Genomic DNA, 14,912 nt, shown 5'->3' with positions numbered 1-14,912 from the left:
GCCGCGGTGCGGATGTGAGTTTGGTCGGTGTGCGAGGTGGGGTACCCGCCGCAGTATGGACGCCGAGCACAGAGGTGATGGATCGTCGGGTGCCACCCTCGCCCCCGATGACCCGCGCAAACCCGACTCACCGACCGATCTGTCCACGCCGTCGTGGAAATATGTGCTGCGCAGGACGATTCGGGAGTTCAGTCGGGACCAGTGCACCGATCTCGCAGCCGCACTGACGTACTACGCCGTCCTGTCGCTGTTCCCTGCGCTGCTCGTCGTGGTCTCGTTGCTCGGCGTGTTCGGCCAGGGACAGACGACGGTCGACACCGTGCTCGGCATGGTCGAGGACCTCGGCCCGTCCTCCGCCGTCGACACTCTGCGAGGACCGATCGAACAGCTCGTGTCCGCACCGACAGCCGGATTCGCCCTGATCGTCGGTATTCTCGGCGCGCTGTGGTCGGCCTCGGGATATGTCGGCGCCTTCGGCCGCGCCATGAACCGGATCTACGAGATCGAAGAGGGCCGGCCCGTCTGGAAGCTGCGTCCGCTGATGCTGCTGATCACCGCTGTGGCCCTAGTGGCCGCCGGGACGACCGCCCTTATGCTTGTGATCAGCGGTCCGGTCGCACGCACGATCGGCGACGTCATCGGACTCGGCGACACCGCCGTGACGGTGTGGAACATCGTCAAGTGGCCCGTGATGCTTGCGCTGGTGGTCATGATCGTCGCGGTGCTGTACTACGCGACGCCCAACGTGTCCCAGCCGAAGTTCCGCTGGGTCAGCCTCGGATCGCTCATCGCGATCGTCGTGTGGATCGTGGCCTCAGTGGCATTCGCCTTCTACGTCTCGAATTTCGGCAGTTACAACAAGACCTACGGCTCACTCGCCGGTGCGGTGATCTTCCTGTTGTGGTTGTGGATCACCAATCTGGCCCTGTTGTTCGGTGCCGAGTTCGACGCCGAGATGGAACGTGGCCGCCAGCTGCAGGCCGGTATGCCTGCCGAGAAGACACTGCAACTGCCCGAACGTGATTCGCGCGCGAGCGAGAAGAACGCCGCCAAGCTGGAAGAACTCGTCGAGCACGGGCGGAAGCTGCGCGAAGCCCACAGCGCCGACGGCTCCTCCGGAGAGNGCACTGCACGAAAACAACGATCCGGATCGATTGCAGCTGAGCCGATGGACCCCGTGGGCCCTACCGGGCCCACGACGGAAAGGAATCCGCGATGACGACACCCGGCAATGCGCGCCCCGTAGCCGAGCAACCGAAGAACCTGTCCACTGTCGAACTCACCGAGCGGCTCACCGAACAGGTCTCGACCCTCGTGCGGACCGAGGTCTCGCACGCGCTCGAGGAAGTCAAGTCCAAAGGCACCCGCATCGGTGTGGGCGTGGGGATCTCGGGTGCGGGAGCGATCCTGTTGTTCCTCGGTCTGGCGACCCTGATCGCGACGGCCGTACTCGGCCTCGCCACCGCCGTCGAACCGTGGCTCGCGGCCCTCATCGTCGCGCTCGTGGTGCTCGCGGTCGGTGGCATCCTCGCCGCGGTCGGTGCCTCGAAGGCGAAGAACGCCGCACCGCCCGTGCCGGAACGCACGGTCGCCAGTGTCCGCGCCGACATCGACGCCGCGAAGGGAGCAACGAAGTGACCGCATCCGACAACGGTGGTCGTCCGGACGAGGTGGCCGACATCGAACGTCAACGGGCCGAACTCGCCGCGACCGTCGGCGAACTCACCGACAGACTCGACGTGCCCACCCGGGTCAAGCAGTCCGCGGCCGAACGGGCCCAGGAAGTCCGCAACCGGCCCGATCTGATCGCGGTGGCCGGCGGGGTCATCGCGGCCGTGCTCGTGCTGGTGCTTGTGAGGCGCAGACGGAAGAAGTGACGTAGGCGTACTCGAGCGGACGGATACTCGTGTTCTGCACCGAGTATCCGTCCGCTGCTGTGTGCAGGCTCAGCGGGGCGTCCCGTCAGCCGCCGAGCTGTTCCTTCAGCGCGTCGAGCACGGCCGGGTCCTCGATCGTCGACGGCACGGTGTACTCCTCGTGGTCGGCAATCTGCCGCATGGTCTTGCGCAGGATCTTGCCGGAGCGCGTCTTCGGCAGGGCCTGGACCACGGTCACGTCGCGGAAGGTCGCGACCGCACCGATCTGGTCGCGGACCATCGTGACGAGTTCCTGACGCAGGGTCTCGGGCTCGATCTCCACGCCGGCCTTGAGCACCACGTAACCCGAGGGGCGCTGGCCCTTCAATTCGTCGCGGATGCCCACCACGGCGCATTCGGCGACAGCGGGATGCGAGGCCACCACGGCCTCCATGCTTCCGGTCGAGAGCCGGTGCCCGGCAACGTTGATCACGTCGTCGGACCGGCCGAGGACGAAGACGTAGCCGTCCTCGTCGACATAGCCCGAGTCGCCGGTGAGGTAGTAACCGGGGAAGGTGTCGAGGTACGACCGGCGGTACCGGTCGTCGTCCTGCCACAGGCCGGCCAGTGTGCCCGGCGGCAACGGCAGGCGGATGACGATGTTGCCCTCGGTGTTCGGATCGACGGGCTTGCCCTCTCCGTCGACGATCTCGACCCGGTAGCCCGGCACGGGGACGGTGGGGGAGCCGGCCTTGAGCGGCATCGCCTCGAGCCCGCGCAGATTCGCCGCGATCGCCCAGCCCGTCTCGGTCTGCCACCAGTGGTCGACCACCGGGCGGTCGAGCACCTTCGTCGCCCAGTGGTAGGTGTCGGGGTCGAGGCGCTCACCGGCGGCGAAGAGCGTCTGCAGCGAGTCGATGGGGTACTTCTTCAGTTCCTCGGCGTTCGGATCCGCCTTGCGCACAGCGCGAATCGCCGTGGGAGCGGTGAACAGTGCCTTGACGCCGTTCTCGGCGATGATCCGCCAGAACGCACCCGCATCGGGGGTGCCGACGGGCTTTCCCTCGTACATCACCGTCGTTGCTCCGACCAGCAGCGGGCCGTAGACGATGTAGGAGTGGCCGACCACCCAGCCCACATCGGACGCGGTCCACCACACGTCGCCCGGATCGATGTCGTAGATGTTGCGCATCGACCACGTCAGGGCCACGGCGTGCCCACCGTTGTCGCGGACCACGCCCTTGGGCTTCCCGGTGGTGCCGGAGGTGTAGAGGATGTAGAGCGGGTCGGTCGCCGCGACCGGCACGGGCTCCGCAGGGGACGCGTCGGCGCACAGCTCGTCCCAGTCGAACCACGCCGCCGAGGACGTCTGGTAGTCGGCCGTCGATCCGGGGATCTGCTCGCGGTTCTTCACGATCACGGTGTGCGGCGGGGTCGGCGACAGGCCGATCGCCTGCTCGACGATCGGCAGGTACTCGACGGTGCGGCCGGGTTCGAGACCACCGGAGGCGGTGACGAGCACGACCGGCGTGGCGTCGTCGATGCGGGTCGCGAGTTCCTTCGCGGCGAACCCGCCGAACACCACCGAGTGCACCGCCCCGATGCGGGCGCAGGCGAGCATCGCGATGGCGGCCTCGGGGATCATCGGCATGTAGACGATGACGCGGTCGCCGGCGGCGACACCCTGGTCGCGCAGCACACCGGCGAACTTCGCGACCTCGTCGAGCAGTTCGGCGTAGGTGTAGGTGCGCTTGGCCGGAACCATCGCCGAATCCCAGATCAGGGCCGGGCGGTCGCCGTTGCCGGCGTCCACGTGCCGGTCGAGTGCGTTGACGCTGGTGTTCAGAGTGCCGTCCGGGAACCACTTGTACGACGGTGCCGCCGAGTCGTCGAGAGCTCGCGTCGGCGCGCTCTCCCACTCGACCGCGCGGGCGGCCTCGAGCCAGAATCCCTCCGGATCCTCGGTGCTCCGACGGAACGCCTCCTCGTACGAGCCCATCGTTCGTGTCCTTCCTCGACGGCGGTTGTGGCCCGAACCACTCTATGTGACCTGCAAGGGGGTGGCTGCAGGTCTGCGTCGGACGGACACGACCAGGCGACGAACGGACGAAGTGCCTACCCTGAGCCGCATGACCTCGATCGCGGAAGACCTGCTGCTCCTGCTTCTGGACGACGAATCGGGAAAGCCTCTCGTCGACGGAGTGAAACTGCCCCGCGTTCTCGCGGGTGCGGTGCTCCTCGAACTCGCCCTCGACGACGTGGTGGCGGTCGACACCGAGGGGGAGCAGGTGAAGAAGGGGCGGATCGCGATACGCACCGAGGCACGACCCGCCGATCCGATCCTTGCCGAGGCAGTCGAGCGTCTCGGCTCGGGCAGGCCGCTGAAGCCGACGTCGGCCATCGAGAAACTGCAGAAGGACCTGCAGGAGAAGCTTCTCGCGCGGGTCGTCGAGCAGGGCTGGGTCTCGGAGGAGCGCGGGAGGATCCTCGGCGTGTTCCCGACGAAGAAGTGGCCCGCGATCGATTCCACCCACGAGCAGCGCGTCCGCGACCTGATCCGCGCGGCGTTGATCGACGGCCTGACCCCGGAGCCGCGCACCACGGCGCTGATCGCGCTGCTGTCGGCGGCGGATGCGGCGCCGAAGGTGTTCCCGGACGCCGACAAGCGGGCAGTGAAGAAACGAGCGAAGGAGATCGCGCAGGGCGAGTGGGCGGCCGAGGCGGTGCGCGACGCCGTCGCATCCGTCAACGCGGCCATGATGGCCGCCGTCGCGGCCGGCGGGGCGGTGGCGGGTTCGAGCTGATCCGGATAGCGCCGGGTCAGGAGTGCACGCCGAGCTTGCGGTACCGCTCGATCCGTCGCCGGTAGCGGCCCTCCGCGGGCTCGTCGGTGAGGATCGCGAGTTCGCGGGCGACCGCAGCACCGACCCGCTTGACGAACGAGACGGGTTCCTCGGTGGCATCGGGGTGCTCGGGGACGATCGCGTCGACGACACCGTTGCGCAGCAGGTCGCGGGAGCGGATCCCCTGATCCTGCGCCATGGCCGGTGCGTGGGTGGTGTCGCGGTGCACGATCGCACTCGCGCCTTCGGGCGGGAGCGGGGCGAGCCAGCCGTGCTGCGCGCACAACACGCGGTCGGCGGGCAGCAGGGCGAGCGCGCCGCCTCCGGTTCCCTGACCGAGCAGCACCGACACCGTCGGGGTGGGCAGAGTGACGAGATCGGCGAGGCAGCGGGCGATCTCGGGTGCGAGTCCGCGTTCCTCTGCCTCCTTCGACAGCGACGCGCCGAGGGTGTCGATGACGAGCACGAGCGGCAGGCGCAGTTCGTCGGCGAGACGCATCGCGCGGCGGGCCTCGCGCAGTGCTCCCGGCCCCATCGTGCGTTCGGGTGACTGTCCCGCACGGTCCTGGCCGAACATCACACACGACACGCCGCGGAACCGGGCGAGGGAGAGCAGGACGGTGCGATCGGATTCGCCCTCACCGGTCCCGGACAGGGGGACCTGCGCGGAGGCGGCGTGACGCAGCAACTGCCGGATACCGGGCCGTTCGGGCCGTCGGCTGAGCATTACCGAATGCCAGGCCGGGATGTCGGGCACGTCGTCGACGGTGGTGATCGCCGGACTCGACGTCACCTCGGGCCGGTTGCCCTCGACGAGTACGCGCAGCAGCCGGTGCACGACCTGACGCACACCGCCGAGGGGCACGACCCCGTCGATCACGCCCTTGCGGTACAGGTTCTCCGCGGTCTGGACGTCCTCGGGGAAGTTCTCCTGGTAGAGCGCCTTGTAGACGCGCGGACCGAGGAACCCGACGAGCGCGCCCGGTTCGGCGGCAGTGACGTGCCCGAGCGACCCCCACGACGCGAACACCCCGCCCGTCGTCGGATTGCGCAGGTACACGAGATAACCGAGATGTGCGGCCTTGTGCGCAGCGACGGCGGCGGCGATCTTCACCATCTGCACGAAGGCGAGGGTGCCCTCCTGCATGCGGGTGCCACCCGAGGTGGGCGACGCGAGCAGGGGCAGTCCCTCGGCGGTCGCGCGTTCGACGGCGGTGACGATGCGTTCGGCGGCGGCGACACCGATCGAGCCTGCGAGGAAAGAGAATTCGCACACGATCAGAGCGACCCGGCGGCCGTGGACGGTGCCCGAACCGGTGAGCACGGATTCGTCGACCCCGGACTTCTCGGCGGCCCTGTCCAGATCGGCGAGGTACTTCTCGCCGGCCCCGACATCGATCGGCGGAACGTCCCAGGAGACGAAGCTTCCCGGGTCGAGCACCTTGTCGATGAACTCCTGCGCCGAGATCCTGCTACCGGCCACGTCGCCTCCACCTGTCCTCGTCCGTCGCGGTCAACCTATACCGGCGCGAACGAGGGGGAGGACATGTGCGTGTTCTTGCGACACACCGCATATATCCTCCCCCTCGTTGTGGGATCGGCTATCGGCCGAGCGCTTCCTTCCACGTGACCGTCCGGCCGATGCGCAGGATCGACCGCTGGTAGATGCGCGCGGCGATCACACTGAGCATCGCGATCGCGGCGACCATCAGCACGATGGTGCCGACGATCTGCACCGGCGTGGCCACGCCCGCCGCGATGCGCAGCGGCATGAGGATCGCCGAGAACGGCGGGATCCAGCTCAGCGTGGTGCTCCATCCGGCCTCGGGGTCGTCGACCGACGAGAACGCCGCGAAGAACATCGCGAGAATCAGCATCACCAGCGGACCCGAGGTGGAATTGACGTCCTCCTGCCGCGACACCATCGACCCCGCCGCCGCGTAGAGGACGGCGAAGAACGCGAAGCCGAGGACGAACCAGCCGAGGGTGCCGGCGAGCACGCCGAGGGCGGTGCCGGTGATCGTGAGGGTGTCGGTGGCGAGCGCCGTGCCGACACCGACCGCGCCGTAGGCGGTGAGTTGCAGGAGCCCGACCGCGCCGATGCCGAGGATCTTGCCCCACAGCAATTGCAGGGGACGCAGCGTGGACAGCAGCAGTTCGACGACACGCGAGGACTTCTCCTCGACGACACCCATCGCGACGTACATGCCGAACATCAGGATCTGCATGTACAGCAGGATCACCGCGATGATCGAGAGGATGATGCGTTGTCCCTGTTCGGGGTCCGGCGGGTCGAGGGCGTCGACGGTCACGGTCGCCGCCGAGACGTCGGCCGCGACCGCGGCGGGATCGACGCCGCGGTCGGTCAGCGCGGCGACCTGGGCCTGCTGCACGACAGCGGCCTCGACGACCGCGCGGACGTCGGTGTCGAGTTCCGATTCGGTGATCGCTGTGACGGATGCGCCGTCGCCGGGGACGAGCGCGACGTCGAGATCGCCGGAGGACACCTGCTCACGGGCGGTGGCGGCGTCGGGAACGTCGGAGACCTCGAGCGGAGTGCCGACGGTCTCGCCGAGCGACTCGATCGTCGTCTGCAGCGCGGGCGCCCCCACGACTCCGACGGTGGGGCGGTCGTCGTCGCCGCCGGACAGGATCGAGGTGGCGACGATACCGACGACGATCGCGACGAGGATGATCGCGTTGCTGATCAGGAAGCTCTTCTTCTGAACCTGCGTGACGAACTCGCGCGACGCGACGAGACCGACCGCGCGGGCGTTGCTCAACGGGGCGCTCATGCGGAAACCACCTCTCGGAACAGCTCGGTCAGGGATGGGCGTCGGAGCGAGAACTCGTGGACCGGGCCGGTGGCCAGGGCCGCCTTGAGGATCAGCTGGTCGTCGGCGCCGGGGGTGACGGTGAGCACGGTGCGCTCGTCCTCGTCCTCGTACTCGGCGTGCGTGACGCCCGGCAGACCGTGCGCCCAGCCTCGGGGTGCCTGCGGCGCGTGGACGACGAGGAGCGCGTCGCCCTTGGACCGCAGGTCGTCGACGGTGCCCACGGCGCGCATCCGACCTGCGCCGATGATGCCCACGCGGTCGCACAGGCGCTGGACGAGGTCGAGCTGGTGGCTCGAGAACACCACCGGCACGCCATCTTTCGCCTTCTCGAGCAGGACGTCGCTCATGACGTCGACGGCTACCGGGTCGAGGCCGGAGAACGGCTCGTCGAGGACGAGGACCTTCGGGTCGTGCACGAGAGCCGCGGCGAGCTGCACGCGCTGCTGGTTGCCGAGCGACAGGGCGTCGACGGTGTCGCCGAGACGTTCGGCGATGCCGAGCCGTTCGGTCCACCGTTGCACCGCCTCCGACGCCTCCGACTTCGAAAGGCCGTGCAGCCGAGCGAGATAGGACAGTTGCTTGCCGACCTTCATCTTCGGATACAGGCCGCGTTCCTCGGGCATGTACCCGATGTTGCGGCGCATCTCGAGGTCGACCGGCTTCCCGTCGATGCGGACCTCGCCGGAGTCGGCGGCCAGGACGCCGAGGGTGATCCGCATGGTGGTGGTCTTGCCGGCGCCGTTGCTGCCGACGAAACCGAACAATTCGCCGGGGCGGACTTCGAAACTCACGCCGTCGAGGGCGACCGTGTCGCCGTAGCGCTTCGAGAGATTGTCGATCGTCAGTGTCACAGCAGGTCCTCCGGATCGTCGTCGGGGCGGGTCCAGGCGAGCAGAACGGCGGGCAGGCAACCGCTGAACAGGATCGAGGCGAGAGCGAATCCGCCTGCGGAATAGGCGAGTGCCCGATGGTCGATCGAGTCGATCGCCGGGCTCCACAGCAACGCGAAGATCGGGATCATCAACAGGCCCTGCGCCACGGACAGGCCGATCGAGCGGGCGCTGTTGCGCTCGGCGATCTCGCGTTCATCGAGGGCGCGACGGGGTGCATCGGACTGCCTTCCCGACACGATCTGCAGACACGTCCAAGTGGGCAGGAACACCAGCGTCACCGGCAGCCAGGCGATCGCCGCCGCCATCGTGAAGTACGACGCGATCGACGCGACGAACATCAGCGCGATCAGCACCATGACGGCGACGGCGAGGATGCGGCGGCGACGGCGGGTACGCCAGTTCGGCATCCACCCCCCGGTGATCTCCTCGTTCTTCAGGAACCTGCGGGTGCGGTACTCCTCGTAGCGATCGAGCAGGGATTCTGTGGTCATCTCAGGCCTCCTTCCGGGGCTTGTACAGCTCGGTCGACAACGGCGTGAACTCGGTACGGGAGAAGACGGCTTCGACCGGTAGTCCGAAGACATCGCAGATGCGGAAGGCGAGATCGAGGCTCGGATAGTGGTCGCCGCGTTCGAGTGCTCCGACGGTCTGCGGGTTCACATCGATGAGCGCGGCCAGTTGTGCGCGGCTCATGCCACGCTCCGCGCGCAGGACGCGGATGCGGTTGTAGATGGGGAGAGCTTCCCCACGACGTACCGGACTCATGGAACAAAGTGTTGTGAAAACCCAACGCTTTGTCAATAGGAGAGGATGGATCGATATGTCGTAGTGTTGTCAGTCGTCGTCGGCGAAACCGCGGAGACGGTCGAGTTCGCGGCGTTCCTTCTTCGTCGGACGGCCCGCCCCGCGGTCGCGGCGGGGGAGCGCCGCGAGGATCTCCTTCGGTGGAGGCGGGGGACTGTGATCGATGTAGGCGGTCGCGGCGATCGGTGCACCCACGCGCTTGTTCACGAGCTGGGTGACCTCGACGATCTTCTCCGTTCCGTGCGCGCGTACGCGGACCTCGGCTCCGATCGTCACCGGCGTCGACGGCTTGGCCGTCACACCGTCGACGCGGACGTGCCCGGCGCGGCACGCGCTCGCCGCGGCGGACCGGGTCTTGAACAGCCGGACCGACCACGTCCAGCTGTCCACGCGCACGCTTCCACCCATCTACATCAACTCCTCGCTCAGCTTCCCGTCGTCGAGCATCCATCGACGTGTCGTCCGTGTGGTCTCCAGCATGCGGCGATCGTGCGTGATCAGCAGTAGGGTTCCCTCGAAACTGTCGACGGCCTGCTCGAGTTGCTCGATCGCCGGCAGATCCAGGTGGTTGGTGGGTTCGTCGAGCACCAGCAGATTGACGCCGCGTGCCTGCAGCAGTGCGAGTCCCGCGCGGGTGCGTTCGCCCGGCGACAGCGACGACGCCGTCCGCAGGACGTGGTGCCCTTTGAGGGCGAACTTCGCCAGCAGGGTCCGCACGTCGGCGTCCGGCCAGTCGGGCACGTTGCGCCCGAACGCCTCGACCAGCGGTTCGTCCCCCTCGAACAGGCTGCGGGCCTGATCGATCTCGCCGACGAGAACACCCGACCCCAGCGACGCGCGACCGGTATCCGGTTCGATCGTGCCGAGCAGCAACCGGAGCAGCGTAGACTTCCCGGCGCCGTTCGGGCCGGTGACGACGATGCGGTCGCCCCACTCGACCTGCGTGGTGATCGGCCCGAGGACGAAGTCGCCCCGCTGGACGACGGCCTCGCCGAGGGTCGCGACCACCGTGCCGCTGCGCGGGGCGGCGGCGATGCACATGCGCAGTTCCCATTCCTTGCGCGGCTCCTCGACGACGTCGAGCCGCTCGATGCGCCGCTGCGTCTGACGCGCCTTCGCCGCCTGCTTCTCGGTGGCCTCCGCGCGGTGCTTGCGTCCGATCTTGTCGTTGTCCTTGGACTTGCGGCGCGCGTTGCGGACGCCGTGTTCGAGCCAGTTGCGTTGCATCCGGGCGCGTTCCTCGAGCTGCGACTTGGTGTCGGCGAACTCCTCGTACTGTTCGCGCGCGTGTCGGCGCGCCACCTCGCGCTCGACGAGATACGCCTCGTACCCGCCCTCGTAGACCGAGATCTGCTGCTGCACGGGATCGAGTTCGACGATGCCCGTCACCGTGCGCGCGAGAAATTCGCGGTCGTGGCTGACGACCACCAATGCCGTGCGTGTCTCGTCCACGAAGCGTTCGAGTCGTTCGAGGCCGGCCAGATCCAGGTCGTTCGTCGGTTCGTCGAGCAGGAGCACGTCGTAGCGCGACAGCAGCAGTGCCGCCAGCCCGGCGCGGGCGGCCTGGCCACCGGAGAGCGCCGTCATCGGAGCGTCGAGGCCCGCTTCCAGGCCGAGGTCGTCGATCACCTTCTCGGCGCGCTCGGCGAGGTCGGCCCCGCCGAGCGCCAGCCACCGTTCGAGCGCCGGGGTGTACTCGTCCTCGTCGGAGTCGCCGAGTCGCTCGGCAGCGGCGTTCATGACGTGTTCTGCCGCCGCGACACCCGTGCGACGTGCGAGGAAACCGAGGATCGTCTCGCCCGGCACCCGTTCGGGTTCCTGGGCGAGATAGCCGATGGTGGCGTCGGGCGGGCTGAGGACCACCGAGCCGGTGACATCGGCGTCACCGATCCCCGCGAGGGTCGTGAGCAGCGTCGATTTCCCGGCGCCGTTGGCCCCCACGAGGCCGATCACATCGCCGGGTGCGACGGTGAGATCGAGTCCGTCGAACAGGACACGTTCCCCGCGGGAAGCCGACAGGCCGTTGATACGAAGTGTTGCGCTCACGCTCCGAGTATCCCGGGCGCGACGAATCCGAGGTCCGGCGCGGGTCGGTACCGGCCACGAGCGGCCCCTCAGCCACCGCACTCCGCGGGCACGATCCCATCGTCGCCCACCGGGACGGCGTCGAGTGGATTGTCGATCTCGTCGCGCCGCGTCCGGGCCGCGACGATCACGATCACCGCGGCGACGGCCGGCACCAACCCGGCGATCGCGAAGGTCGGCGCGAGCCCGACCGTGAGGGCCAGCGGCCCGGCCACGGCCATGGACAGCGGCATGAACACGATCGAGACGAAGAAGTCGAGACTCGAGACCCGACCGAGCAGGTGCGCGGGCACCCGCCGTTGCAGCAGCGTTCCCCACACCCCCGGGTGACCGATCAACCGATTTTTCCGTGAGCGTCGCCGTCAGCGTGCGGGTCCGACTTCGAGAACGATTTCTGCGGAACGTCTTTCGTCGTTCTCGGTGGTCCACTCGATCGACACGACGTCGCCGGGACGGTGACGGAGCAGACGTTCCTCGAGTTCTCCGGTCGACGAGACGCGCTCCCCGTCGAACGACACCACGACGTCGCCGGCGTCGAGACCGGCGTGATAGGCGGGACTGTCGTAGGACACCCACAGCACCTCGGCCCCGAGATCCTGCCCGTCCTTGCGGGCGGTGGTGACGCTCGCGCCCAGCCGGGGCGTCGGGCCCACGTGCACCGACCCTTCGCTCACTCCCGTCCGCACCTGCTCGACGACGGTGATCGCCTCGGTGATGGGCACGGCGTACGCCTCGGGGGTCGTATCGGGCGAGGTGTCGATGTTCCGCTGCACCGCACCCGCGGTGTTGATCCCCACGACCGTTCCGTACTCGTCGACGAGCGGCCCGCCGGAATCACCCGGCCGGATCGGGGCATCGGTGCGGATCATCCCGGTGAGGCGGTGACGTGAACCGTCCGTGGCGTCGCGCACCACCACATTGCGGTCGAACTCGACGATGGTGCCGGGGGTCGCCACGACGACCCCACCGCCCTGGGAATTGCCGAAGGCCGTGACCCGGCTGCCCACCGGCGGCAGGTCCTCGGCGATCGCGGCGGCCGGAAGATCGCTCGCGGTGCCGAGCCGCAGGACGGCGAGATCGCGCTCGCGGTCGTAGCCGAGGACCTCCGCGTCGTAGATCAGACCGTCCGCGCCGCTCACCGCGCTGATATCGGTGGCTCCGCTCACCACATGATGGTTCGTGACGACCGTGCCGTCGGGGGTGATCACGATCCCGGTGCCTGTCATGCCCGTCCATCCCGCGCTCGCGTCGATCGTCACGACGACCGGCAGGGTGCGCGCGGTGAGTTCGTCGGCGGTCAGCGGTGTCGGGGAAGGAGCGACCGGCGCCGGCGGTGGGGGAGGGAGTGCGACGTCGACCAGGGCCGGTGCCGATGCGACGAGACTGGCGGTGGTCGCGAGCGCGACCAGCAGCACCGATCCGCCCCGCCCGCTCACTGCTGCGGCACCTCGCCGGTGAGATGGTCGACCAGTTCCCGGGCCGCGGCGCGACCGGCGCGGTTCGCTCCGATCGTGGACGCCGACGGGCCGTAGCCGACGAGATGGATGCGCGGATCCTTCGCGACGCGGGTCGCGAGCCGGCCGTCCATCGTGATGCCGCCACCGGCGTTGCGCAACGACAGCGGTGCGAGATGGTCGAGGGAACTCCGGAATCCGGTGCACCACAGGATGACATCGACGTCGAGTGTCCGGCCGTCGCTCCAGCGGACGCCGGTCTCGGTGATCTCGGAGAACATCGGGGACCGCTCCAGCGCGCCGCGTTCGCGCGCGGCCCGCAGCGCCGGGGTGAGCGGAAGCCCGGTGACGGAGACGACCGATCCGGGTGGCAGTCCGCGTCGTACCCGATCCTCCACGAGCGCGACGGCGGCGTGGCCACGCTCGGCCGTGAAAGGTTCCTCGCTCCAAGCAGGTTCGCGTCGCGTCACCCAGGTGGTCTCGGTGATGCGGGAGATCTCGTCGAGGAGCTGGACCGCGGAGATGCCGCCACCGACGACGAGCACGTGCTGCCCGGTGAACTCCTCGGCCGTTCGGTAGTCCTTGGTGTGCAGTTGCCGTCCGGTGAATCGCGCGGCGCCGGGATACCACGGGACGAAGGGGCGCTCCCAGGTGCCGGTCGCGTTGATGATGCCGCGTGCCGCGTAGACGGCCGATTCGGTCTCGACCCGCAGTCGCTCGCCGCGGTCGCACACGACCCGCACGGTGGTGGGGCGGTGGACGGGAAGGTCGAACTCCTTCTCGTAGGCGGCGTAGTACTGCGGTACCGCAGAGGCTGCCGGAACCTCGCCCGCGGAGGTGTCGACGACGTCCGCGAACGCGAGGCCGGGCAGGTCGTGGACGCCGTTGACGGTGCTCAGTGTCAGTGATGGCCAGCGGTCCTGCCATGCCCCGCCGGGGCCGAACGAGCGGTCGAGGACGACGAATCCTGTTTCGGGTGCGACTCCGAAGCGGGTGAGGAAGTAGGCGGTCGACAGGCCGGCCTGCCCGGCGCCGATCACGACGATGTCGACCGGCGCCGCATCGGCGGTCTGTACCTCGGCCGCATCGAGTGCCTCGTCGGCGAGCATCGCGAGCCTCCCTCTCGGATCGTTGTCCTTCATCATGCCGCGATCGCGGCCGGTGCGCGGAGGGAACGCTGTTCGCAGCCGTAGAAATGTGATATCACTTTAATATCGCTTTGATCCTGGGAGGTAGGAACATGGATGTCGTGCAGTCGCCCGTGACCGTCGAGCGGCCGGGTGCCTCGTCCAACGGCTGGTCGGTACTGATCGTCGCTCTGGTCGCAATCGCCGTCGGCGCCGGTCTGATCGGCTGGGGATTAGTGGATGTCACCGTTCCGCTGATCGTCGTCGGCGCCGTCATCGTGGTGCTCGCCCTCGTGCCGCTCGCCGGACTCGTCCTCGTCGAACCGAACGAGGCCCGTGTCCTCCAACTCCTCGGCAGCTCGTACACCGGCACCCTGCGCGAACCCGGTCTGCGCTGGATGAACCCGCTCAACACCCGCCGCAAGATCTCCACCCGCATCCGCAACCACGAGACGGGCAGAGCCAAGGTCAACGATGCCGACGGCAACCCCATCGAGATCTCGGCGGTCATCGTGTGGCAGGTCGAGGACACCGCGCGCGCCGTCTTCGACGTCGACGACTTCGAGGAGTTCGTCGCCGTGCAAACCGAGGCCGCGGTCCGCCACATCGCCGGTTCGTACCCATACGACGCTGCGCCGGAAGTGATGTCGCTGCGTCAGAATGCCGACGAGATCACCACCAAGCTCTCGGCCGAGGTCCACGACCGCGTGCAGTCCGCCGGTATCCGCGTCATCGAGACCCGCATCAACCAGCTCGCCTACGCACCCGAGATCGCCCAGGCGATGCTACGACGTCAGCAGGCCGGCGCTGTCATCGCCGCCCGCGAACAGATCGTCAAAGGTGCCGTCTCGATGGTCGGCACCGCCCTGGCCCGCCTCGAGGCCGAACACACGGTCGAACTCGATGAGGAACGCAAGGCCGCGATGGTCTCGAATCTCCTCGTCGTGTTGTGTGGAGACCAGAGTGCTCAGCCCGTCCTCAACACGGGATCGCTGTACCAGTAGGGATCATGC

14 protein-coding genes and 2 pseudogenes are annotated in these 14,912 nt (G+C 68.4%); 5 read left to right on the top strand and 11 right to left on the bottom strand.

The window, feature by feature from the left end; translation table 11 throughout:
• Window positions 1-55: 55 nt before the first annotated feature.
• From QR64_RS23365 to QR64_RS23355, 3 genes and pseudogenes are all read left to right on the top strand, one after another.
• Window positions 56-1,123 (top strand): annotated as a pseudogene (locus QR64_RS23365) (YihY/virulence factor BrkB family protein); the annotation flags it as partial.
• 92 nt (window positions 1,124-1,215) lie between these two features.
• On the top strand, window positions 1,216-1,638 hold the full coding sequence (locus tag QR64_RS23360; RefSeq protein WP_006551639.1) for a phage holin family protein: 423 nt from the start codon (window positions 1,216-1,218) through the stop codon (window positions 1,636-1,638).
• The gene (locus QR64_RS23355) at window positions 1,635-1,877 is read left to right on the top strand and encodes a DUF3618 domain-containing protein (protein ID WP_006551638.1); all 243 of its coding nucleotides are present in this window, start codon (window positions 1,635-1,637) and stop codon (window positions 1,875-1,877) included. Before QR64_RS23360 ends, QR64_RS23355 begins: the two co-directional genes overlap by 4 nt.
• An 85-nt stretch (window positions 1,878-1,962) precedes the next feature.
• On the opposite strand, the gene QR64_RS23350 is transcribed toward QR64_RS23355, so the two are convergent.
• Complete coding sequence (locus tag QR64_RS23350; RefSeq protein ID WP_039587534.1) at window positions 1,963-3,855, bottom strand: propionyl-CoA synthetase; 1,893 nt, start codon at window positions 3,853-3,855, stop codon at window positions 1,963-1,965.
• Between the two features lie 130 nt (window positions 3,856-3,985).
• Between QR64_RS23350 and QR64_RS23345 the strand changes: the two genes are divergently transcribed.
• Window positions 3,986-4,660, top strand: a complete 675-nt coding sequence (locus tag QR64_RS23345) for a GOLPH3/VPS74 family protein (protein WP_033096774.1) — start codon at window positions 3,986-3,988, stop codon at window positions 4,658-4,660.
• Window positions 4,661-4,676: 16 nt separating this feature from the next.
• Here QR64_RS23345 and QR64_RS23340 read toward each other — a convergent pair whose 3' ends face one another.
• From QR64_RS23340 to QR64_RS23295, 10 genes and pseudogenes are all read right to left on the bottom strand, one after another.
• On the bottom strand, window positions 4,677-6,182 hold the full coding sequence (locus tag QR64_RS23340; protein WP_039587531.1) for a carboxyl transferase domain-containing protein: 1,506 nt from the start codon (window positions 6,180-6,182) through the stop codon (window positions 4,677-4,679).
• Between the two features lie 118 nt (window positions 6,183-6,300).
• Complete coding sequence (locus tag QR64_RS23335) at window positions 6,301-7,494, bottom strand: ABC transporter permease (protein WP_039587530.1); 1,194 nt, start codon at window positions 7,492-7,494, stop codon at window positions 6,301-6,303.
• Window positions 7,491-8,387 (bottom strand): ABC transporter ATP-binding protein, encoded by an 897-nt coding sequence (locus tag QR64_RS23330; RefSeq protein ID WP_024103108.1) that lies wholly within the window; start codon window positions 8,385-8,387, stop codon window positions 7,491-7,493. Before QR64_RS23330 ends, QR64_RS23335 begins: the two co-directional genes overlap by 4 nt.
• Window positions 8,384-8,920, bottom strand: a complete 537-nt coding sequence (locus QR64_RS23325; RefSeq protein ID WP_006551632.1) for a hypothetical protein — start codon at window positions 8,918-8,920, stop codon at window positions 8,384-8,386. The genes QR64_RS23330 and QR64_RS23325 overlap by 4 nt, the downstream gene beginning before the upstream one ends.
• 1 nt (window position 8,921) lies before the next feature.
• Complete coding sequence (locus QR64_RS23320; RefSeq protein ID WP_033096769.1) at window positions 8,922-9,194, bottom strand: helix-turn-helix transcriptional regulator; 273 nt, start codon at window positions 9,192-9,194, stop codon at window positions 8,922-8,924.
• Window positions 9,195-9,263: 69 nt separating this feature from the next.
• Window positions 9,264-9,641 (bottom strand): RNA-binding S4 domain-containing protein, encoded by a 378-nt coding sequence (locus QR64_RS23315; RefSeq protein WP_006551630.1) that lies wholly within the window; start codon window positions 9,639-9,641, stop codon window positions 9,264-9,266.
• Window positions 9,642-11,279: an ABC-F family ATP-binding cassette domain-containing protein gene (locus QR64_RS23310; protein WP_006551629.1), complete on the bottom strand. Its 1,638-nt coding sequence runs from the start codon at window positions 11,277-11,279 to the stop codon at window positions 9,642-9,644.
• A 68-nt stretch (window positions 11,280-11,347) separates the two neighbouring features.
• A pseudogene (locus QR64_RS23305) lies at window positions 11,348-11,638 on the bottom strand (MFS transporter); the annotation flags it as partial.
• Between the two features lie 42 nt (window positions 11,639-11,680).
• Complete coding sequence (locus tag QR64_RS23300) at window positions 11,681-12,754, bottom strand: S1C family serine protease (RefSeq protein WP_039587527.1); 1,074 nt, start codon at window positions 12,752-12,754, stop codon at window positions 11,681-11,683.
• Window positions 12,751-13,881, bottom strand: coding sequence for an NAD(P)-binding domain-containing protein (locus QR64_RS23295; RefSeq protein WP_052227410.1), 1,131 nt, complete (start codon window positions 13,879-13,881; stop codon window positions 12,751-12,753). The genes QR64_RS23300 and QR64_RS23295 overlap by 4 nt, the downstream gene beginning before the upstream one ends.
• Before the next feature lie 131 nt (window positions 13,882-14,012).
• On the opposite strand from QR64_RS23295, the gene QR64_RS23290 reads away from it, so the two are divergent.
• Window positions 14,013-14,903 carry an SPFH domain-containing protein gene (locus QR64_RS23290; RefSeq protein WP_039587526.1) on the top strand — a complete coding sequence of 297 codons (891 nt, stop codon included), beginning with the start codon at window positions 14,013-14,015 and terminating at the stop codon, window positions 14,901-14,903.
• Window positions 14,904-14,912 lie beyond the last annotated feature (9 nt).

The organism is Rhodococcus sp. Chr-9, from assembly GCF_000801125.1.
Classification (GTDB): domain Bacteria; phylum Actinomycetota; class Actinomycetes; order Mycobacteriales; family Mycobacteriaceae; genus Rhodococcus; species Rhodococcus pyridinivorans.
Note: the sequence above shows the minus strand (reverse complement) of the source record. Positions and strands in the feature narration are given on the sequence as shown.